Origin of the sequence: Pseudomonas sp. St290, assembly GCF_018325805.1 — a bacterium.
Taxonomy (GTDB): domain Bacteria; phylum Pseudomonadota; class Gammaproteobacteria; order Pseudomonadales; family Pseudomonadaceae; genus Aquipseudomonas; species Aquipseudomonas bijieensis.
Genome location: NZ_AP014703.1, coordinates 661,044 through 680,548 on the forward strand (window position 1 = coordinate 661,044; position 19,505 = coordinate 680,548).

General features: G+C 62.2%; 18 protein-coding genes and 1 riboswitch. Of the genes, 12 read left to right on the forward strand and 6 right to left on the reverse strand.

What is annotated here, in order from left to right:
• The first annotated feature begins 126 nt into the window (after positions 1–126).
• The 3 genes from PBDP_RS02805 (at position 127) to hldE (ending at position 2,953) form a co-directional block, all read left to right on the forward strand.
• Positions 127–831: a sulfotransferase family 2 domain-containing protein gene (locus tag PBDP_RS02805; protein WP_212801786.1), complete on the forward strand. Its 705-nt coding sequence runs from the start codon at positions 127–129 to the stop codon at positions 829–831.
• On the forward strand, positions 824–1,432 hold the full coding sequence (gene cysC / locus PBDP_RS02810) for an adenylyl-sulfate kinase (RefSeq protein WP_212801787.1): 609 nt from the start codon (positions 824–826) through the stop codon (positions 1,430–1,432). Before PBDP_RS02805 ends, cysC begins: the two co-directional genes overlap by 8 nt.
• Before the next feature lie 99 nt (positions 1,433–1,531).
• Positions 1,532–2,953, forward strand: coding sequence for a bifunctional D-glycero-beta-D-manno-heptose-7-phosphate kinase/D-glycero-beta-D-manno-heptose 1-phosphate adenylyltransferase HldE (gene hldE, locus PBDP_RS02815; protein WP_109752363.1), 1,422 nt, complete (start codon positions 1,532–1,534; stop codon positions 2,951–2,953).
• Between the two features lie 141 nt (positions 2,954–3,094).
• Here the strand turns inward: hldE and PBDP_RS02820 are convergent, their stop codons facing one another.
• The 4 genes from PBDP_RS02820 to PBDP_RS02835 form a co-directional block, all read right to left on the reverse strand.
• Positions 3,095–4,060: a metal ABC transporter ATPase gene (locus PBDP_RS02820; RefSeq protein WP_116834024.1), complete on the reverse strand. Its 966-nt coding sequence runs from the start codon at positions 4,058–4,060 to the stop codon at positions 3,095–3,097.
• A gap of 34 nt (positions 4,061–4,094) precedes the next feature.
• Complete coding sequence (locus PBDP_RS02825) at positions 4,095–4,907, reverse strand: aldo/keto reductase (protein WP_109752129.1); 813 nt, start codon at positions 4,905–4,907, stop codon at positions 4,095–4,097.
• Positions 4,904–6,079 (reverse strand): NAD(P)/FAD-dependent oxidoreductase, encoded by a 1,176-nt coding sequence (locus PBDP_RS02830; RefSeq protein ID WP_212801788.1) that lies wholly within the window; start codon positions 6,077–6,079, stop codon positions 4,904–4,906. Before PBDP_RS02830 ends, PBDP_RS02825 begins: the two co-directional genes overlap by 4 nt.
• A gap of 206 nt (positions 6,080–6,285) precedes the next feature.
• On the reverse strand, positions 6,286–6,618 hold the full coding sequence (locus tag PBDP_RS02835; RefSeq protein ID WP_109752132.1) for a DMT family transporter: 333 nt from the start codon (positions 6,616–6,618) through the stop codon (positions 6,286–6,288).
• A 104-nt stretch (positions 6,619–6,722) separates the two neighbouring features.
• Between PBDP_RS02835 and PBDP_RS02840 the strand changes: the two genes are divergently transcribed.
• Both PBDP_RS02840 and waaA read left to right on the forward strand, forming a co-directional pair.
• Positions 6,723–7,613: a LysR family transcriptional regulator gene (locus PBDP_RS02840; protein ID WP_163855572.1), complete on the forward strand. Its 891-nt coding sequence runs from the start codon at positions 6,723–6,725 to the stop codon at positions 7,611–7,613.
• A gap of 22 nt (positions 7,614–7,635) precedes the next feature.
• Positions 7,636–8,910 carry a lipid IV(A) 3-deoxy-D-manno-octulosonic acid transferase gene (gene waaA, locus PBDP_RS02845; protein ID WP_212801789.1) on the forward strand — a complete coding sequence of 425 codons (1,275 nt, stop codon included), beginning with the start codon at positions 7,636–7,638 and terminating at the stop codon, positions 8,908–8,910.
• 132 nt (positions 8,911–9,042) lie between these two features.
• Here waaA and PBDP_RS02850 read toward each other — a convergent pair whose 3' ends face one another.
• A complete protein-coding gene (locus PBDP_RS02850; RefSeq protein WP_116834028.1) occupies positions 9,043–10,482 on the reverse strand; it encodes a TolC family outer membrane protein in 1,440 nt (479 codons plus the stop codon).
• Between the two features lie 154 nt (positions 10,483–10,636).
• Positions 10,637–10,742: riboswitch (TPP riboswitch) on the forward strand.
• Between the two features lie 175 nt (positions 10,743–10,917).
• Here PBDP_RS02850 and thiC point away from each other — a divergent pair.
• Both thiC and cytX read left to right on the forward strand, forming a co-directional pair.
• The gene (thiC, locus tag PBDP_RS02855) at positions 10,918–12,807 is read left to right on the forward strand and encodes a phosphomethylpyrimidine synthase ThiC (RefSeq protein ID WP_109752137.1); all 1,890 of its coding nucleotides are present in this window, start codon (positions 10,918–10,920) and stop codon (positions 12,805–12,807) included.
• 171 nt (positions 12,808–12,978) lie between these two features.
• The gene (gene cytX, locus PBDP_RS02860; RefSeq protein WP_212801790.1) at positions 12,979–14,271 is read left to right on the forward strand and encodes a putative hydroxymethylpyrimidine transporter CytX; all 1,293 of its coding nucleotides are present in this window, start codon (positions 12,979–12,981) and stop codon (positions 14,269–14,271) included.
• Here cytX and PBDP_RS02865 read toward each other — a convergent pair.
• Positions 14,240–14,986, reverse strand: coding sequence for a DUF3298 domain-containing protein (locus PBDP_RS02865; protein WP_109752139.1), 747 nt, complete (start codon positions 14,984–14,986; stop codon positions 14,240–14,242). The two genes, cytX and PBDP_RS02865, sit on opposite strands and share 32 nt — an antisense overlap.
• A gap of 214 nt (positions 14,987–15,200) precedes the next feature.
• Here PBDP_RS02865 and PBDP_RS02870 point away from each other — a divergent pair, with 214 nt between their 5' ends.
• From PBDP_RS02870 to PBDP_RS02890, 5 genes are all read left to right on the forward strand, one after another.
• Entirely contained in the window at positions 15,201–15,818 is a 618-nt protein-coding gene (locus PBDP_RS02870) for an NUDIX domain-containing protein (protein ID WP_109752140.1), read from the forward strand.
• Positions 15,809–16,261, forward strand: coding sequence for a DUF1249 domain-containing protein (locus PBDP_RS02875; protein WP_003186471.1), 453 nt, complete (start codon positions 15,809–15,811; stop codon positions 16,259–16,261). The genes PBDP_RS02870 and PBDP_RS02875 overlap by 10 nt, the downstream gene beginning before the upstream one ends.
• A 99-nt stretch (positions 16,262–16,360) precedes the next feature.
• Positions 16,361–17,176, forward strand: coding sequence for a 3',5'-cyclic-AMP phosphodiesterase (cpdA, locus tag PBDP_RS02880; protein WP_109752141.1), 816 nt, complete (start codon positions 16,361–16,363; stop codon positions 17,174–17,176).
• Between the two features lie 729 nt (positions 17,177–17,905).
• A complete protein-coding gene (locus tag PBDP_RS02885; protein ID WP_109752143.1) occupies positions 17,906–18,262 on the forward strand; it encodes a DUF6124 family protein in 357 nt (118 codons plus the stop codon).
• Positions 18,263–18,868: 606 nt separating this feature from the next.
• Entirely contained in the window at positions 18,869–19,477 is a 609-nt protein-coding gene (locus PBDP_RS02890; RefSeq protein WP_212801791.1) for a YqiA/YcfP family alpha/beta fold hydrolase, read from the forward strand.
• Positions 19,478–19,505 lie beyond the last annotated feature (28 nt).

Sequence of the window (19,505 nt, forward strand, 5' to 3'; positions counted from 1 at the left end):
AATCCTTACCCGCCTTGACCAACCCACAATAAATCCGCGACTCGTGACTGCTAAGGTCTGGCCACAGGACTTTTCCTGGACCAACTTAGTCATCGAGGGGGCCATCCCTCTCGCGCGGGTGCTTGAATGTTGCAACGCTATCTCTGGAAGCTACTGCCCAAGTCGCAGCGTTCCTTTCTGTTGGGGCGCCTGTCGGTTGTCGACCGACAGGTCGTGAACAAATCGATGTCGGCCAATTGCCGTTTTCCCGAAGCTTTCGCCCAACGCGGCTGTTTGTTCATCCATGTGCCAAAATGCGCCGGCAGCAGTATTTGCGTCGGGCTTTTCGATGGCTACAGCCCGGGCCACCTGCCGTTGTACTGGTACGAAGAGCAGTTTGCGCAGCAGTACGCCGCCAGTTTCAAGTTTGCCTTTGTCCGTGATCCGCTGGAACGTGCATATTCGGCCTATGCTTTCCTGCGGGGCAACACGTTGGGGTCGCGCGACCATGCGGCTCAGAAACTGGTCGGCCAATACCGCGACTTCGACGATTTTGTCGTTCGCTGGCTGCATCCGGAGAACATCACCCGGCAATTGCATTTCGCTGCGCAGACAGATTTCCTCACCGACTCCCTCGGCCACCTGGCGTTGGACTTCATCGGTTATCAGGAATACCTGGAGCGGGACTATCAGCGGGTGTGCGAGCACCTGGGGCTGGCTGCGACGTTGCCCCATGTGAACCGCACCCGCCAGCGCGTCGTGGTGCCGGTACGGGACATTTGCTCGGTACGGACCCGTCGGCTGGTGCGGCGGGTGTACCAACGTGACTACGAGATGCTTGGTTATGAATGAAACGTCAAAGGTATCGATGCAACAGGTGCAGATTCGTCCTTATGCGCAGGCGCTCACGCCCGAGGATCGGGCTGCCATCAAAGCCCAGCGCCCACGTTGTATCTGGCTGACCGGACTGTCGGGGGCGGGCAAGTCGACACTGGCCAATGCCTTGGAGGTGCAACTCAACCAGCAGGGTTTGCACACCGCCCTGCTCGATGGCGACAACCTGCGCCAGGGGCTGTGCCGGGGCCTGGGCATGGATGCCGAGGCCCGCAAGGAAAATATCCGCCGCATTGCCGAGGTGGCGCGCCTGATGGTCGACGCCGGCCTGATCGTCATCGTTGCGGCCATCTCACCGTTTCGCGCCGACCGGGAAGCGGCTCGACAGTTGTTTGCCCAAGGCACCTTCGTGGAAGTCTATGTGAGTACGCCTTTCGACGTCTGTGCCCAGCGTGACCCCAAGGGGTTGTACCGCGAAGCCCGTGCCGGGCGGATCAAGAACTTCACCGGGCTCGACAGTCCCTACGAGGAGCCACTCGCGCCGGACTGCGCGATCGATACCAGCGAGGTGGAAATGGCCGAGGCCTGTGCCCGGCTGTCGGCGTTGCTGCAGATTTGATCGAGCGCGCATCCTGGGGTCGCCTTGCAGCCATGGATAAGCCTTCGCCAACCCTGTGCTAATATCGCGGCCCTGTTCATTTTGTATGTGGGATGCTCCATGAAGTTGTCCATGCCGCGATTCGATCAAGCCCCTGTATTGGTGGTCGGCGATGTCATGCTCGACCGCTACTGGCATGGCGGTACCTCACGGATTTCCCCTGAGGCCCCGGTACCGGTGGTCAAGGTCGAGCACATCGAGGATCGCCCCGGTGGTGCCGCCAACGTTGCCCTGAACATCGCCGCCCTCGGTGCGCCGGCCTCCCTGGTGGGGGTGACCGGCGACGACGAGGCTGCCGACAGCCTGACCAACAGCCTCAAGGGGGCGGGTGTGCGGGCGATATTCCAGCGCATTGCGCACCAACCGACCATCGTCAAGCTGCGGGTCATGAGCCGTCACCAGCAATTGCTGCGTATCGACTTCGAAGAGCCGTTCGCCACTGATCCCTTGGCCCTCGGTGCCGAGGTCGACAACCTGCTCGAAGGTATCAAGGTCCTGGTGTTGTCGGACTACGGCAAAGGCGCGTTGAAAAACCACCAGGTGCTGATCCAGGCTGCCCGTGCCCGTGGTATTCCGGTAGTGGCCGACCCCAAGGGCAAGGATTTTTCCATTTACCGTGGCGCGAGCCTGATCACGCCGAACCTCAGCGAATTCGAAACCATCGTCGGTGGTTGCGTCGATGAGCACGACCTGGTGAGCAAAGGCGCGCAGTTGATGCAGGACCTCGACCTCGGTGCCTTGCTGGTGACCCGTGGCGAGCACGGCATGACCCTGCTGCGTCCTGATCACCCCGCGTTGCACCTGCCGGCCCGTGCCCGCGAAGTGTTCGACGTGACGGGTGCCGGCGATACCGTGATTTCCACCCTGGCCGCGGCGATCGCTGCCGGCGAGGAATTACCCCACGCGGTAGCCCTGGCGAACCTGGCGGCGGGCATTGTCGTTGGCAAGCTCGGCACGGCGGCCATCAGCGCTCCCGAGCTACGCCGCGCCATCCAGCGCGAGGAAGGCTCCGAGCGAGGCGTGCTGGGCCTGGAACAACTGCTGCTGGCCGTTGACGACGCCCGAGCTCACAACGAAAGAATCGTCTTCACCAACGGTTGCTTCGACATCCTGCACGCTGGCCACGTGACCTACCTGGAGCAGGCCAGGGCCCAAGGCGATCGCCTGATCGTCGCGGTCAACGACGATGCGTCCGTAAGCCGTCTCAAAGGACCGGGTCGCCCGATCAACAGCGTCGACCGGCGCATGGCGGTCCTGGCCGGCCTGGGCGCGGTGGACTGGGTGATCAGCTTCAGCGAGGGCACGCCGGAAAACCTGCTGCGCCAGGTCAAGCCGGATGTGCTGGTCAAGGGCGGTGACTACGGCATCGATCAGGTCGTGGGCGCGGACATCGTCACGGCCTACGGCGGTACGGTGAAGGTGTTGGGGCTGGTGGAAAACAGCTCGACGACGGCGATTGTGGAAAAGATCCGCAATAACTGAGCCGCAGTTTGTAGGGCCTGGCGGCTGTTGTGGCGAGGGAGCTTGCTCCCGCTGGGTTGCGCAGCAACCCCTTTTTTATGGGCGCTGCGCACCCAAGCGGGAGCAAGCTCCCTCGCCACAGAAGCGTTCCAATTGCTGTAACTAACGAGCCACCTTGCGCGGCACGATCTTCTTGAGCAATTGCCGGGCCTTGCCCTTGAGTCGGGTCAGGCCCGACTCCTTGCCCGGTGGTGTCAGCCCTTGCTGGCGCAGCCAGTCCTTCCAGCGAATCCGCTCGTCGCGCACCAGCCAGCCATCCTGTCGGGCGAAACTTTCCGCCAGGTACAGCCCCCGAGTGCTGGCCGGGTACAACTGATCCTTTTTCAAGGTGTACAGCTCAGGCAAGGGCTGCCCATCCTGCAGCGGCATCAGGTACAGGTCAGGCCGCTTGCGGTCCAGGCGCGCAACCAGTTGATCGCCCTCCAGGCGCTCATCAACGTGAAACAGGCTCAGGGACTTGGCTTCTCTGGGCACATCCAGGCGTAAGTCATAGATCAGTTGCAGTGATGCCGTCGGCAGGTGCACGTAGGCCCGTGGCCGCTCGATCAGTTGCAGGTTGGCGCTGCGCACCGGGCGGGCCGAGCCCGACAGCGGCGTCAGGCGAAACGGCAAGGCTTCGCGATAATGCAGGGCCGTGGCGTAGGGGGCCGGCAGCCAGGTGTCGTTGAAACGCCCGCCAAGCCAGCCTTCAGGGGTTTCCAGCAGGCATTCTTCGGCGATCTCGCTGATGGCGGTGAGCAGCGGCAGGTTCAGTTCATGGGCCGGGACGTAGCCGGAAATCAGCTTGAGCACCACGTCGCCGCGATCCTGTCGGCGTTGGCGCACCAGCACCCAGTAATCGCGGTTCTGCCAATGCAGGGTCAGGCGCACCGAGACGCCCAGGTTGGCCAGCTCCAGGGAGAAGCGCTCGGCATCGGCCACCGCGACAGGGCGGCGGCGCTGCAAGGTCTGGGCGAAATTCAGTGGCATCCCGACGCTCTGGTAAGTCAGGCCTTCGGGTGTTGCTTCGACGAACAGGGGCAGGGTCTTGAAGTTGCTTGGATTCTTTCTGATGAGCGTACGCGGCATGTCGGCTCCTTCCTTAAGGCCGCGTAGGGCGGCGTCAGTTTTTACGCAGGACCTTGGCTACGGTCGCGACGTTATGGGCGAGGTGCAGCGGATTGATGGTGCCGACAATAGCACTGGCGACCCCGGGATGCTCAAACAACAGTTCGAAACTGGCACGGACCGGGTCCACGCCCGGGCTCAGGCAGACGTGACCGCTGGCCAGGGCTTTCTTCACCAGGATCGCTTTGCCGTGCTCGCTGGCGTAGTCAATGACCGCCTTTTCGTTTCGTTCGTTCAGATTGTAGGTGACCATCGCACAATCGCCTTGCTCCAAGGCTTTCAAGCCGCCGTCGACGGTCTTGCCGGAAAAACCGAAACCGCCGATCTTGCCTTCGCGCTTGAGTGCCGCCAGGGTCGGGTAGACCTCGCTGTCGTTGAGGATCGCCAGGTCGTTGCCGTCGGAATGCACCAGCACCAGGTCGATATAGTCGGTTTCCAGGCGCTTGAGGCTGCGTTCCACCGAGAAGCGGGTATGGGCGGCACTGAAGTCGTGGCGTGACTGGCCATCGCTGAATTCTTCGCCGACCTTGCTGACAATCACCCAGTCCTGGCGTTGGCCACGCAACAGCGGGCCGAGACGTTCTTCGCTGCGGCCATAGGCCGGCGCGGTGTCGATCAGGTTGATACCCAGGTCGCGTGCCTGTTTGAGCAACATGCGCGCTTCGTCGTCATCGGGGATCCGAAAGCCGTTGGGGTATTTGACGCCCTGGTCGCGGCCCAGCTTGACGGTGCCCAGGCCCAACGGGGAGACCCGCGGGCCATCATGGCCCAAGGGGCGATAGAGGTCATGCAGGGTCGGTTGGCTCATGGCAACAGTTGCTCCCAGGCAGGCACGCCCATCGGCGGCTTCGGCAGCTCCGGCAAGGGGGCAGGGTGACTGGGTTGGATGCCATCGCGTTGCAGCGCATTGACCACCCGATCGGCGAAGTCCGGGGCCAGGGCCAGTTTGGTCGGCCAACCCACCAGCAGACGATCCTGCTCGGCGAGGAAGGCGTTGTCCGGGCGGGTCAGGCCCGACTGCAACGGTTCGGCGCGGTCAACCCGCAGCGTGGCCCATTGCGCGGTGCTGAGGTCGATCCACGGCAGCAATTGGCCAAGTTCTTTCTGAGCGACGGCGATCTGCTCGGCGGGTTCGCGGGCGATGGCATCGCCTTCGGCGAGGTCACCCCCCAGGTACCAGACCCATTGGCCATTGGCGGCCGGGTGGGTGGTCACGGTGACGCGCGGCTTCGGTCCCCCGCCCAGGCAATGGGCGTAAAGGGGCTTGAGGCTCGGCCCCTTGGCCAAAACCATGTGCAACGGCCGGGTCTGCATGGCCGGTTTGTCCAGGCCCAGGGCTTTGAGCAGGTCAGCGGTGCCCGCGCCAGCGCTGAGGATAATGCGTTGGGCACGGATCTCGCGGTCGTCGACCTTCAGGCCGACCAGCTCACCCGCTTCGCGCAATGGCTCGATGCGCTGCCCGGCCAGCAGGCTGTCGCCGGCCAGTTCCGCCAGGCGCGCGATCAGGCTGGGCACGTCCACCACCAGTTCGGCCAGGCGATAGACCTTGCCCTTGAAGCGCTTGTCTTGCAGGGCCGGCGGCAGTTGATCGCCCTTGACCTGATCGACCCGTCCGCGCACAGCCTTGCTGGCAAAGAAACTGGTGAGGTTGCCGGCCAGGGTGCCGGGAGACCAGAGGTAATGGGCGTCGGAAAGCATACGCACACCGGACAGGTCCAGTTCACCTTCCCCTTTCAGGGCTTCGCGCCAGCGGCGCGGCATGTCGGCGATGGCTTCCGAGGCACCGGTCAGGGCGCCATGCAAGGCGTACTTGGCGCCGCCATGGATGATGCCCTGGGATTTGACACTCTGCCCGCCGCCGAGGCTGGCGCTTTCCACCAGCACGGTTGAAAACCCCTGGCGGCGCAAGCGCGCGTTCAGCCAGAGGCCGGCGACTCCGGCGCCGACAATCAGGATGTCGGTGGAAATAACGGATGGCATGCAGCGACCTCAGTGTTCAAGACGAGGGCGCAGTATACAGACTCGATGGGTGGAGTTTTCGCCACTCAACCTGTGGGAGCAAAGCTTGCTCGCGATACAGGCGCCTCGGTTCCAGAGAGACCGCGTCGTTTTCATCGCGGGCAAGCCTTGCTCCCACAGATTCCTCCTTGCCAAACATATATTTTCAGCCCTATTAAGCCGTGTCTTCAGTGCCCTGCCGTCTTGGAAAACAGCTGAATCACCACAACCCCCAACACAATCAAGGCCATCCCCAGCATCGCCGGCACGTCCAGTTTCTGCCCGTAGATGAACAGCGCCGCCACGCTGACCATGACGATCCCCAACCCGGCCCAGACCGCGTAGGCCACGCCCACCGGTACGGTGCGCACCACCAGCGTCAGCATCCAGAACGCGGTGCCGTAGCCGGCGATGACCAGCAGCAAGGGCAAGGGTGTGCTCAAGCCCTTGATCGCTTTCATCGAAACGGTGGCGATCACTTCGGCGCAGATGGCGATGGCCAGGTAGTAGTAAGCGTTCATGGGCAGTTCCTCTTTGACAGTTGCGTCTTTCGATAGAGGCCATTCTAGAGATTGCCCAGATGCGGTAAAGTCATTACCTATCTGTAATCAAGATAGGTTGGGCCATGAACGTACAGTGGAACCTGGAGCAATTGCGACTGTTTGTCGGGGTCGCCGAGAAGCGTTCGTTTTCCGCCGTGGCCCGGGACCAGCGCAAGGCGCAGTCGGCCATCAGCAGTGCGATTGCCTTGCTGGAAGACGACTTGGGGGTGAGCCTGTTCGAGCGCAGCAGCGGCCGTCAGCCGAGGCTCACCGACGCTGGCGAAGCCCTGCTCGAAGAAGCCAGGGAGGTGCTGCGCCAGTGCGAGCGCCTCAATGGCCGGGCCCTGGCCCTGATGCGCGGGCAGGAAGCGTCGCTGCGCCTGGCCCAGGACGAAGCCATGCCCTATCAACCGGTCATCGACAGCCTGGCGGCCCTGGCCGAGCAATTCCCCACCCTCGAAGTGCAACTGGCCAGCGCCGCCCAGGGCGATGTGGCGCGCAAACTGGTGGAGCGGCGCGCCGACCTCGGCTTGCTGTTCTATCACGACCAGATCCCCGAGGCGCTGGAGCGCCGGGTACTGGGCAGCGTCGAAATGGTCACGGTGTGCGGCCGGGGCCATGCATTGGCGGACCATGGTTATGTGACCTGCCGGGAAATGGCCCGGCACCGCCAGTTGTTGATGGCGACCCAGTCCAGCGTCTATCCCGGCAGCGAGCAGGCCAGCCCACAGGTCTGGCGGGCCGACAGTTTCTATGTGTTGGCCGAATGGCTGAGGAGTGGCCTGGGCTGGGCCTGGCTGCCTCGGCATGTGGTGCAATACCCGGCGTACCTGGGCGACATGGTTGAACTCAGCAGCGAGTGGACCCCGCCGGCGCTGGTGGTGGAACTGGTCTGGCGCCGCGACGAACCCCTGGGGCCGGCGGCCCGTTGGCTGGCGGAACGTTTTGCCGTGCAGTTGCAGGCGATCGGCTGAAAAACCGATAAACTCCGCCGCCATGAACAGAACTCTCTATAGCGCGTTGTTTTATCTGGGGCTGCCACTGGTAGCGATTCGGCTGTGGTTACGGGCCCGCAAGGCGCCGGCATATGCCCGGCGCATTGGCGAGCGGTTTTCCTGGGGGCTGCCGGTCATGGTGCCGGGGGGCATCTGGGTTCATGCGGTGTCGGTGGGCGAGAGCATTGCCGCCGCGCCGATGATCCGTGCCTTGCTGCAACGTTATCCACAGCTGCCGATCACGGTTACCTGCATGACGCCCACCGGTTCGGAGCGGATCCAGGCCATGTTCGCCAACGAGCCGCGTATCCAGCATTGCTACTTGCCGTACGATTTGCCTTGCGCGGCCAAGCGTTTTCTCGACCGGGTCCGACCGTCCCTGGCGGTCATCATGGAAACCGAGCTATGGCCCAACCACATTCACCAATGCGCCAGGCGCGGCATTCCCGTGGCTTTGGCCAACGCACGGTTGTCGGAGCGTTCAGCGCGGGGTTATGCACGCTTTCCCAGACTGACCCGGCCCATGCTCGCCGAGATGAGCCTGTTCGCCGTGCAGACCGAAGCCGAAGCCGAGCGTTTTCGCCAGTTGGGCGCTCGGACGGAAACCGTCGAAGTCACTGGTTCCATCAAGTTCGACCTGACCATCGACCCGCAATTGCTGGAGAGCGCCAGCGCCTTGCGCCGCCAGTGGCAGGCCACCGAGCGTCCGGTATGGATCGCCGCCAGCACCCATGAAGGCGAGGACGAAGTGGTGCTGGCCGCCCATCGTCGGTTGCTCGACAGCTATCCCGATGCCTTGCTGATCCTGGTGCCGCGGCATCCCGAGCGTTTTGATGCCGTGCATCAGCTCTGTGAGAACCAAGGCTTCGCCACGGCCCGGCGCTCCAGCGCTCAACCGGTCACCGCCCAGACGTCAGTGTTGCTGGGCGACACCATGGGCGAACTGCTGTTTCTCTACGCCTTGGCCGACAGCGCTTTTGTCGGAGGCAGCCTGGTGCCCAACGGCGGACACAACCTGCTCGAGCCGGCGGCGCTGGCGAAACCGGTGCTCAGCGGGCCGCACCTGTTCAACTTCCTCGAAATCGCCGCGCAACTGCGTGCCGCCGGTGCCCTGGCGGAAGTGGACGATGCCCAAAGCCTGGCCCTGGCGGTACAGCGCCTGTTCGAACTGCCCCGCGATGCCCAGCGCATGGCCGAGGCGGGGCTTGCGGTGATGCGCCGCAATCAGGGCGCGTTGCAGCGGTTGCTGGAGGGGTTGGGGCGGTTGATTGATTGAGCGACTGAATACCTGTGGGAGCAAAGCTTGCTCGCGATGCAAGCGCCCCGGTTCCAGGGAGACTGAGTTGTATTCATCGCGGGCAAGCCTTGCTCCCACAGGATGTTGTTGGCAGGGCTTCCCTCCAAGGGGTTACTGCGCCGGCCGCGAACGCAACTGCTCCGCTGCCGCCTTGGCCAGGTCCGGCGGCAGGAAGTCGCGGTCGGGGTTGTAGTCGGGCTTGAGGTAGCGAGACAGGTCCTGCAGGTCCGCCGGGCTCAACGTGCCGGCGGCCTGTTTGAGACGCAGGTTGTCGAGGATGTAGTCGTAGCGGGCGTTGTTGTAGTTGCGCACCGAGGTATATAGCTGACGCTGGGCATCGAGCACATCGACGATGTTGCGCGTGCCGACCTGGTAGCCGATCTCCGTGGCTTCCACCGCGCTCTGGTTGGAGATGATCGACTGGCGTCGGGCCTGGACCTGCTCCACATCGGTGTTCACCGCGCGGTGCAGGTTACGGGTGTTCTCCACGACCTGGCGGCGCAGGGCTTCGCGTTGTTGCTCGGTCTGGGTGAGTTGCGAGTAGGACTCGCGCACCTGGGAGCTGGTCAGCCCACCACTGAAAATCGGAATGTTCAGTTGCAAGGCCAGCGTGCGCTGATCGACGTCGCCACTGTAGGCGCGGCCAAATGCGTTCGGGTTGCTGAAGCCCAGGGCGTCGTTGTCGCCTTTTTCGTATTTCGCAACGGCGTCCAGGGTTGGCGCGTGACCGGCCTTGCGCTGGCGCAAAGTATCTTCGGCGGCGGTGACGGCGTAGTTGCTGGCCAACAGATTAAGGTTCTGTTTGGCGGCGGTGTCGACCCAGGCCTTGGCATCGTTGGGCGTCGGCGGCAGGATCGGCAGGGTATGGACGATGCCCTGGAGCGAGTTGTACTGGCGGTTGGTCAGGGTGATCAGCGCTTCGAAGGCGTCCTCGACCTGGCGCTGGGCCAGGATCCGGTTGGCCCGGGCGGTGTCGTAGCTGGCCTGGGATTGCAGCACATCGGTCTTGTCCGACAGGCCCACGTCGAAGCGCTCGTTGGACTGGTCGAGCTGACGCTTGAACGCGGCTTCTTCGGCCTTGGTCGAGGCCAGGTTGTCCTGGCTGCGCAGCACATTGAAGTAGCTCTCGGCGCTTTGCAGGATCATGTTCTGTTCGGTGGCCGACAGTTGCAGCGACGCTTGTTCGTTCACCGACTTGGCCGCCTGGAACTGGAACCAGCGGTCGGCACGAAACAGCGGCTGGGAGAGTGTGGCCTGATACGAGCGGGCACTGCGGTTGGCGACCGCGGCAGGCTGGTCGATATCGGTGCGCACGTTGGCGACTTCGGCACCGCCGGACAGGTTTGGCAACAATCCGGCACGCGCCTGGGGTACCACTTCCTTCTGGGCGCCGTACTGGGCGCGGGCAGCGGCCAGGTCGGCGTTGTTGTCTACCGCTTCCTGGTAAACGCTCACCAGATCGGTTTTGGTGGTGATGGGCGCTTCGGCAGCCCAGGCCATTCCATTGGACGCACAAGACACGGCTAGGGCCAGTGAGAGTTTGCGCAACATGAGGCGATCCCTATTTCACGGATGAGTGCGCACAAGAGGCGCGGCGTAGCGAGTGTAGTTGCGCGATGGCACGGCAACAATCCTGTATATGCGCCATTCATCACGCCTTTTGCCCTGGCGATGGCGTTCTCTGGTAGTTGTGTCTAGACTGGCCGGGTTCTTGTCGGGGTGCCTTGCTATGAGGCTGAGATCGAATAATTTCGGATCCCGTTGAACCTGATCAGGTTAACGCCTGCGTAGGGAACAAGATTTCTCGTCACCCGGCGAGTCCTCTTGTGCTTCGTCCGGGATGTTGTTCGACCATCGACTTTCGATTTTCGAGCATCCTCGAGCAGCAAGCACAGCGTCCGCACTCTCGTGCAGGGACGCGTCCATTCGCTACAGGTTCGCTCCGACAAAAATCCACTGCCTGGATGTGTGTCTGGAGAGCCCGTGATGACGACAAAAGCAAAAAACGCGACCAACCTCAGTGAATCGGCCCAGGTCGATGAGCAATCGGTCCAGCCCTTTACCCGCTCGCAAAAAATCTATGTCCAGGGCAGTCGCCCGGATATTCGCGTGCCCATGCGCGAAATCAGCCTCGACGTGACCCCCACCGACTTCGGCGGCGAAATCAACGCGCCGGTGGTGGTATATGACACTTCGGGCCCCTACACCGACCCGAACGTGATCATCGACGTGCGCAAGGGCCTGGCCGATGTGCGCTCGCCGTGGATCGAAGCCCGTGGCGACACCGAACGCCTGGCCGGCCTGAGTTCCAACTTCGGCCAGGAACGCCTGGCCGACCCCGAGCTGACCAAGCTGCGCTTCGCCCACGTGAACAACCCGCGCCGTGCCAAGCCGGGCGCCAACGTCAGCCAGATGCACTACGCGCGCAAAGGCATCATTACCGCCGAGATGGAATATGTCGCCATCCGCGAAAACATGAAGCTGGAAGTGGCCCGCGCCGCCGGCCTGCTGGACCAGCAACACGCCGGCCACAGCTTCGGCGCCAGCGTGCCGAAAGTCATCACCCCGGAATTCGTACGCGATGAAATCGCCCGCGGTCGCGCGATCATCCCGGCCAACATCAACCACACCGAACTGGAACCGATGATCATCGGCCGTAACTTCCTGGTGAAGATCAACGGCAACATCGGCAACAGTGCCCTGGGTTCGTCCATCGAAGAAGAAGTGGCGAAACTGACCTGGGGTATTCGCTGGGGTTCGGACACGGTCATGGACCTGTCCACTGGCAAGCACATCCATGAAACCCGCGAATGGATCATCCGCAACTCGCCGGTGCCGATCGGCACCGTGCCGATCTACCAGGCCCTGGAAAAAGTCGGCGGCGTGGCCGAAGACCTGACCTGGGAGCTGTTCCGCGACACGCTGATCGAACAGGCCGAGCAGGGCGTCGACTATTTCACCATCCACGCCGGCGTGCTGCTGCGCTATGTGCCAATGACCGCCAAGCGCGTCACCGGTATCGTCAGCCGTGGTGGTTCGATCATGGCCAAGTGGTGCCTGGCACACCACAAAGAGAACTTCCTCTACACCCACTTCGAAGACATCTGCGAAATCATGAAGGCCTACGACGTCAGCTTCTCGCTGGGCGATGGCCTGCGTCCGGGCTCGATTGCCGACGCCAACGACGAAGCGCAGTTCGGTGAGCTGGAAACCCTCGGCGAGTTGACCAAGATCGCCTGGAAGCATGATGTGCAGTGCATGATCGAAGGCCCGGGCCATGTGCCGATGCAGTTGATCAAGGAGAACATGGACAAGCAGCTCGAGTGCTGCGATGAAGCGCCGTTCTATACCCTCGGCCCACTGACCACCGACATCGCGCCGGGCTACGACCACATCACCTCCGGCATCGGTGCGGCGATGATCGGCTGGTTCGGTTGCGCGATGCTCTGCTACGTCACACCGAAGGAACACCTGGGCCTGCCGAACAAGGATGACGTCAAGACCGGGATCATCACCTACAAGATCGCCGCCCACGCGGCCGACCTTGCCAAAGGGCACCCGGGCGCGCAGATCCGCGACAATGCCTTGAGCAAGGCGCGTTTCGAGTTCCGCTGGGAAGACCAGTTCAACCTCGGCCTGGACCCGGACACCGCCCGTTCGTACCACGATGAAACCCTGCCGAAGGATTCGGCCAAGGTCGCGCATTTCTGCTCAATGTGCGGGCCGAAGTTCTGCTCGATGAAAATCACCCAGGAAGTACGCGAGTACGCGGCCAACCAGCGCATTGAAGCGGTGGATGTCGATGTCGCCCAGGGCTTGGCGGAACAGGCTGAGCGGTTCAAGAAGGAAGGTAGTCAGCTTTACAAGAAAGTGTGATGTGAGCTGTGGGCGGCGGTGTTTTCACCGCCGCCTTCGCGAGCAGGCTCGCTCCCACAATGGATCTCGGTCGTTCACCCATCTCGTGTTCGCCGCAAGTCCCCTGTGGGAGCGAGCCTGCTCGCGAAAGCGATCGATAGAACAACAAATATTCCTCTGAGATAACAACTCTTGAACATCCAACCCAGCACCTACTCCCCAGACACCGCCGTCCCCCTGGACAAACGCGTCTTCGGCGCTCGCGACCTGTTTTCCCTGTGGTTCTCCCTCGGCATTGGCCTGATGGTCTTGCAGGTCGGCGCCTTGCTGGCGCCGGGCCTGGGCCTGAGCGGTGCGCTGCTGGCGATTTTCCTCGGCACGCTGGTGGGCGTCCTGCTGCTGGCGGCCGTCGGGGTGATCGGCAGCGACACTGGCCTGTCGGCCATGGCCGCCCTCAAGCTCAGCCTTGGCGGCAAGGGCGCGAGCGTGCCGGCGGTGTTGAACCTGCTGCAGTTGATCGGCTGGGGTTCATTCGAAATCATTGTCATGCGTGACGCCGCCAGCCTGCTCGGCGCCCGGGCTTTCAGTGAAGGTGGCCTGGGGGCCAATCCACTGCTGTGGACGCTGTTCTTTGGCGCCCTGGCGACCTTGCTCGCGGTCAGTGGACCGCTGACCTTCGTACGGAAGGTTTTGCGCAAGTGGGGTATCTGGCTGTTGCTGGCGGCGTGCATCTGGCTGACCTGGAACCTGTTCGCCAAGGCCGACCTGGCTGCGCTGTGGGCCCAGGCGGGCGACGGCTCGATGCCGCTGGCGGTGGGGTTTGACATCGCCATTGCGATGCCGCTGTCGTGGCTGCCGCTGATCGCCGACTATTCGCGCTTCGGTAAACGCGCCAAGAATGTCTTCGGCGGTACCGCGCTGGGGTTCTTCATCGGTAATTTCTGGCTGATGAGCCTGGGCGTGGCCTACACCCTGGCGTTTGCGCCAAGCGGCGAAGTCAATGCGCTGCTGCTGGCCCTGGCGGGCGCCGGGTTGGGGATTCCACTGCTTTTGATTTTGCTGGATGAGTCGGAAAACGCCTTCGCCGACATTCACTCGGCGGCGGTTTCCAGTGGCATGCTGTCGGGGCTGAAAGTCGAACACCTGGCCTTGGCGATTGGCGTCATCTGCACCTTGATCGCCTGCTTCGCGCCGTTGGCGCAATACCAGAACTTCCTGTTGCTGATCGGCTCGGTGTTCGCACCGCTGTTCGGCGTGGTGCTGGTGGACCACTTCATCCTGCGCAAACGCCGTAGCCAGGTGCTGTCAGCCGCGTTGCGCTGGCCGGCACTGTTGGCCTGGCTGGGCGGGGTGAGCACTTATCACCTACTGGCGAACTTCTATCCGGACATCGGCGCAACCCTGCCGTCGCTGATCCTGGCAGGGTTGCTGCAGCTGTTGCTGGGCCGGGCCTTCAGCTACGGCCAGGAAACAGCTCGGGCTTGAGAATGCCATTGAGGCGCGGGTAAGCGATCTTCAATTCGATGTGGCCCAGGGCGTAGGGCGCAATGGTGCTCACTTCGTACTTGAGGATCACACCGCCGTAGGTCAGCGCCACGTGTGGGGTTTTCTGGAAGGACCACTGTTTCAGGAAATCGGGTTCCTGATCCAGCTTGGTGCTGATCAGCCAACTGTTGTGAGCGACCTGCGCGGCTTTCCAGAAGGCTTCTTCCTGGCCCGGCAGCAGCATGTCCGACAGGGTCAGCACCTTGTGTTGCTGGCGCGAATAGTTGATGAAGCCGCGCCCCGGCGTGCCGTGGGCGCCGCCGGTGTCCAGGTAGCTGGACAGTTCGATGATCACCAGGCCGTCATGTTGCTCACGTACCTTGGCTTGCAAATAGCTGCTGTTACGCGGTGCGGCGCTGCGCAAAAACTGCTCGCGATAGGCGGCCAGCGTCGGTGCCACGGGGGCGCCCGGGGTGGTGCGGGTCAGTTCCAACAGGCGTTTTTCGATAATGCCGTCCAGGACCGGTTCGGTGGGGAAGTGCAAGGTGTCGATGTTTACCAATGGGCAGTCGGCGCTGGCGCAACCTTGTTGCAGTTGTTCCGAGGCATCGCGGGTGGTTTCCAGCGGGGCGCGGTAGTTGGGTTGGAACAGGCTTTGGCAAGCGCCCAGGGTCAGGGCAATGGCGGCCACGGAGGCAGTTTTGAAAAGCGACATGGGCGTCCTTCATGGAACAGGGAAAGGCGAAAAGTTACCCGCTTCGACTGCCAGCAGGACAATCAGTTCGCCACTAAGCTCATTAGAGTTCTTTCACCTTCTGCCGTCCATCCCGATGAGTGGAAAGGGGCTGCATCAAAGGGTACGGGCGCGTTAGGATGGCGCGAAGCCGAGGTTGGAACCTCGTATTGATTCACTGCACACGAGGATTGTCATGACCGACTTCGCCAACGCCGCACCCAGCACCGTGGACATCGTCAAGCGTGAAACCTGCTTCAAGGGTTTCTACAAGCTCGATCGCCTCGTCCTGCGCCACGAGTTGTTTGCCGGTGGCATGAGCCGTGAAATCAACCGTGAACTGTTCGTACGCCATGACGCGGTGTGCGTGTTGCCCTACGACCCGCAGCGCGATGAAGTGGTGTTGATCGAACAGTTTCGCGTGGGCGCCATAGGCAAGACGACCAACCCTTGGCTGGTTGAACTGGTGGCCGGCCTGATCGACAAGGACGAGCAACCGGAAGAAGTTGCTCATCGTGAGGCGCAGGAGGAAGCTGGGCTTGTCTTCGCTGCGCTCTGGCCGATGACCAAGTATTTTCCATCGCCGGGCGGCAGTGATGAATTCGTACATTTGTACCTGGGGCGTTGCGACAGCACGGGGGCCGGAGGCCTGCATGGCCTGGAGGAGGAAGCTGAAGACATTCGGGTGAAGGTCTGGGCTTTCGAAGATGCCTTGCAGGCGGTGCGCGACGGACGTATCTGCAACGCGGCCAGCATCATTGCCTTGCAATGGCTGGCCTTGAATCGCGATGAAGTGAGGGGGCTATGGTCCTGAACAAGCTGCGCGATCGTTATCGCGTCGATCTGGTGGGGCTGCAGGCCGCCTGCGAGGCCAACTACGCCCGCCTGATGCGCCTGTTGCCGGACATGCGCAACGACCCGGCGCCACGGCGCATCGCCGTGACCCACGGCGACCAGATGCTCGGCGTGCTGGCCCTCGAGGTATTGCAGACCTGTCCCTACACCACCACCTTGCAGGTGCGCCAGGAACACAGCCTGCCCTGGTTGCCGGTGCCGCAACTGGAAGTGCAGGTCTATCACGATGCGCGCATGGCCGAAGTCGTGAGCGCTGAACATGCACGACGCTTTCGTGGCATCTATCCTTACCCCAATGCGTCAATGCACCAGCCGGACGAAAAAGCCCAGTTGAATCTGTTTTTGGGTGAATGGCTGAGTCATTGCCTGGCGTTGGGTCACGAGTTCGAAGTCGTTCGGTAGTTGTGAACCGGTTCCGGTTCGCGGGTTTCCCCTTTCGATCGTCCCCCAGCATAATTGCGGCTTCATGCAACGGCGTGATTGCGCCTGGGAGAGAGCGATTTGCCGAGCGTATCCAGCCTGACCACTGCCGATGCGGCGTTGTTGGTCCAACTGTCCGATAGCCATTTGTTCGCCGAGGCCGATGCTTCGTTGCTGGGCATGAACACCCGTGACAGTTTGCGGGCGGTCATTGACCTGGTGCTCAAGCAGCAGCCCGACATCGACCTGATGCTTGCCACTGGGGATTTGTCCCAGGACGGGACGCTGGAATCCTATGAAGCGTTTCGGCAGTTGAGTGGACTAATCGAGGCTCCGGCGCGGTGGATTCCCGGTAACCATGATGAGCCGCAGGTGATGCTCGAGGCGGCGGTCAAGAGCACGTTGCTCGATCCGGTGGTGGACATTGGCAATTGGCGGGTGACGATGCTCGATTCTGCCGTGCCCGGGTCGGTGCCGGGTTTTTTGGCCGAGGAGCAGCTGATTCTGTTGGCCAATGCCTTGAGCGAGGCGCCGGAGCGGCATCACCTTGTTTGTCTGCATCATCATCCGGTGTCGGTTGGGTGTGTGTGGATGGAGCCGATTGGGTTGCGTAATCCGGAGGCGTTGTTTGCGGTGTTGGATCGGTTTCCTCAGGTGCGTGCTGTGCTATGGGGGCATGTGCATCAGGAGGTTGATCGGGTGCGGGAGGGGGTTCGTTTGTTGGCTTCGCCTTCGACCTGTATTCAGTTTGAGCCGGGGAGTGAGGATTTTGCGGTGGGCTCGCAGGCGCCGGGGTATCGGTGGTTGCGGCTTTGGCCGGATGGGCGGTTGGAGACGGGGGTTGAGCGGGTGGTTGGGTTTGCGTTTACCCCGGACTATGAGTCCAACGGTTACTGAGTTTTGATTGAGTACATATCCGTTGCTGCGGTAACGGCCACTTATGGTTCCGCTCTTACAGCGGGTCACTTTCGAAAAGCCCGGAAGCCGGCCCAGTCGAAAGTAACCAAAGCGCTCCTGCCCCACCACTCGGTGCCTCGCCTAGGCTCGGCATGCCCTCACTCCGGCATTGCTCCGTGGGCCCGCCGCGAAGGGCCATCCATGGCCCAGCGCGGCTATCCCGGCATCCATGCCGGGATGCCCACTGCGCAACGCCTGCGTTCGGCCATCGTGGTTAACGGGGCGCCAAAATCTACGTCCATCGCGAGGCGGCCTGATAGCCGGCCTGGCTCTTGTGGGGTGTACACCCATCAGACTTGTTTGAGCTGGACCTGTGGGAGCAAAGCTTGCTCGCGAAGGCGACGGTACATTCAGCATTGATGCAAGCAGACCCACCGCTTTCGCGAGCAAGCCCGCTCCCACAGGGATCGGCGATGGACGCTCATCTTATAAACGACCAAAAACCTGTGTGGGAGCGAGCTTGCTCGCGATGGCGGCCTGACAGCCGACCAGGGTTTGTGGGAATGGTCGGACACCCCTCCGGGCTGCATTAGATTTTTCCGACGAGCTCTGGCGGTTGCCGGGTGGGAAGGGCTGTCGCTAACCTTTTTCCGTCGCTGAAAACTCAGCGGCCGGGTCTGGAAACCCGAAAGTAGGGGGCGTTATTTCAATCCTAATGGAGCGCTCAACATGTCTGAAAGTAACTCTGGGCCAACAAAAAAAGATTCCATTTCTCCCGAAGCCAGCCAGATTCCCCCAATGCTTGATGAAGCCGCCAAGCGCGCCATCGACCATTACCTCGACCCCAAGCCCCAACCCAAGAAGAAACAACCCTCAAGCCAATTGTTCTCCGTCGCGGAGAGCGCAGACACCGAAACCCTCCTAGCCAACCTCAGCGAAACCCTGGCCTCCGCCAACGCCATGCTCGGCGACCTGACCTTCGACCTGGAAGGCTCGCGTCGGCATTTCGCCCTGGGAGTCCAGCAGATGATCGAACTCAGTGAATTGTTGGCGAACCGGGCGTTGGACATCGTCGATCCGCGCTAACTTCAAGCGCAAGCATTGTGTGGGAGCACTTGGGTGTGTCATTCAACATTGATGTTGGCTGACCCGACGCATTCGCGAGCAAGCCCGCTCCCACAGGAGAAACGCGGTCTCACCAAGAACCAGGTCGGCTACTAGGCCGCCTCATGGTGGACGTTGATCTCGGCGCCCCGTTAACCACGATGGCCGAACGCAGGTATTGCGGAGTGGCCATCCCGGCATGGATGCCGGGATAGCCGCGCTGGGCCATGGATGGCCCTTCGCGGCGGGCCCACGGAGCAATGCCGGAGTGAGGGCACACCGAGCCTAGGCGAGGTGCCGAGTGGTGGGGCAGGAGCGCTTTGGTTACTTTCGACTGGGCCGGCTTCCGGGCTTTTCGAAAGTGACCCGCTGTAAGAGCGGAACCATAAGTCGCCGTTACCGCAGCAATGGATATGTACCCGGTCAACAACATCCCGGCCGGCTGTCAGGCCGCCATCGCGAGCAAGCTTTGCTCCCACAGGCACCGTGATCAACTGATCATCGGCAACAACAAGACAGTCAAATCCCCCAAACCCCCACAAACTCCCTGTAAACTCCGGCCTTTGCCCAACACCCAGGGAGTCGGCAATGTCGGGTTCAATCCTCTATATCCATGGCTTCAACAGCGCCCCAGCATCGACCAAAGCCTGCCAGTTGACCGAGGTGATGGCACGCCTCGGCCTGAGCGACCAATTACAGGTGCCCGCCTTGCACCACCACCCCCGCCAGGCCATCGGTCAGCTGGAGCAGGCGATTACACAACTGGGACGGCCGCTGCTGGTCGGCAGCTCGCTCGGCGGCTACTATGCCACTCACTTGGCCGAGCGCCACGGCCTCAAGGCCCTGTTGATCAACCCTGCCGTCAGCCCCCATCGGATGTTTGACGGTTACCTGGGCACGCAGAAGAATTTGTACACCGACGAAACCTGGGAATTGACCCACGACCACGTCACGGCCCTGGCCGAACTGGAAGTGCCGGCGCCCCAGGATCCGCAGCGGTTTCAGGTATGGTTGCAAACCGGTGACGAAACGCTGGATTATCGCCACGCCCAGCAGTATTACCGCGCCTGTGCCTTGCGCATCCAGGCCGGCGGCGACCACAGTTTCCAAGGGTTTGCCCAGCAGTTGCCGGCGCTGTTGAGTTTTGCCGGCATTGGCGCCGATTTGTACCAGGCGATCGACTTCACGTCGCTGTGAGCCCATCGCCCCTTTTTCATTGAACACT

Excerpts from the sequence above, each read along its gene's own strand:
- PBDP_RS02805 (WP_212801786.1), top strand. The coding sequence starts at position 127 with ATGTTGCAACGCTATCTCTGGAAGCTACTGCCCAAGTCGCAGCGTTCC.
- cysC (WP_212801787.1), top strand. The coding sequence starts at position 824 with ATGAATGAAACGTCAAAGGTATCGATGCAACAGGTGCAGATTCGTCCT.
- hldE (WP_109752363.1), top strand. The coding sequence starts at position 1,532 with ATGAAGTTGTCCATGCCGCGATTCGATCAAGCCCCTGTATTGGTGGTC.
- PBDP_RS02820 (WP_116834024.1), bottom strand. The coding sequence starts at position 4,060 with ATGCCGCGTACGCTCATCAGAAAGAATCCAAGCAACTTCAAGACCCTG.
- PBDP_RS02825 (WP_109752129.1), bottom strand. The coding sequence starts at position 4,907 with ATGAGCCAACCGACCCTGCATGACCTCTATCGCCCCTTGGGCCATGAT.
- PBDP_RS02830 (WP_212801788.1), bottom strand. The coding sequence starts at position 6,079 with ATGCCATCCGTTATTTCCACCGACATCCTGATTGTCGGCGCCGGAGTC.
- PBDP_RS02835 (WP_109752132.1), bottom strand. The coding sequence starts at position 6,618 with ATGAACGCTTACTACTACCTGGCCATCGCCATCTGCGCCGAAGTGATC.
- PBDP_RS02840 (WP_163855572.1), top strand. The coding sequence starts at position 6,723 with ATGAACGTACAGTGGAACCTGGAGCAATTGCGACTGTTTGTCGGGGTC.
- waaA (WP_212801789.1), top strand. The coding sequence starts at position 7,636 with ATGAACAGAACTCTCTATAGCGCGTTGTTTTATCTGGGGCTGCCACTG.
- PBDP_RS02850 (WP_116834028.1), bottom strand. The coding sequence starts at position 10,482 with ATGTTGCGCAAACTCTCACTGGCCCTAGCCGTGTCTTGTGCGTCCAAT.
- thiC (WP_109752137.1), top strand. The coding sequence starts at position 10,918 with ATGACGACAAAAGCAAAAAACGCGACCAACCTCAGTGAATCGGCCCAG.
- PBDP_RS02865 (WP_109752139.1), bottom strand. The coding sequence starts at position 14,986 with ATGTCGCTTTTCAAAACTGCCTCCGTGGCCGCCATTGCCCTGACCCTG.
- PBDP_RS02870 (WP_109752140.1), top strand. The coding sequence starts at position 15,201 with ATGACCGACTTCGCCAACGCCGCACCCAGCACCGTGGACATCGTCAAG.
- PBDP_RS02875 (WP_003186471.1), top strand. The coding sequence starts at position 15,809 with ATGGTCCTGAACAAGCTGCGCGATCGTTATCGCGTCGATCTGGTGGGG.
- PBDP_RS02885 (WP_109752143.1), top strand. The coding sequence starts at position 17,906 with ATGTCTGAAAGTAACTCTGGGCCAACAAAAAAAGATTCCATTTCTCCC.
- PBDP_RS02890 (WP_212801791.1), top strand. The coding sequence starts at position 18,869 with ATGTCGGGTTCAATCCTCTATATCCATGGCTTCAACAGCGCCCCAGCA.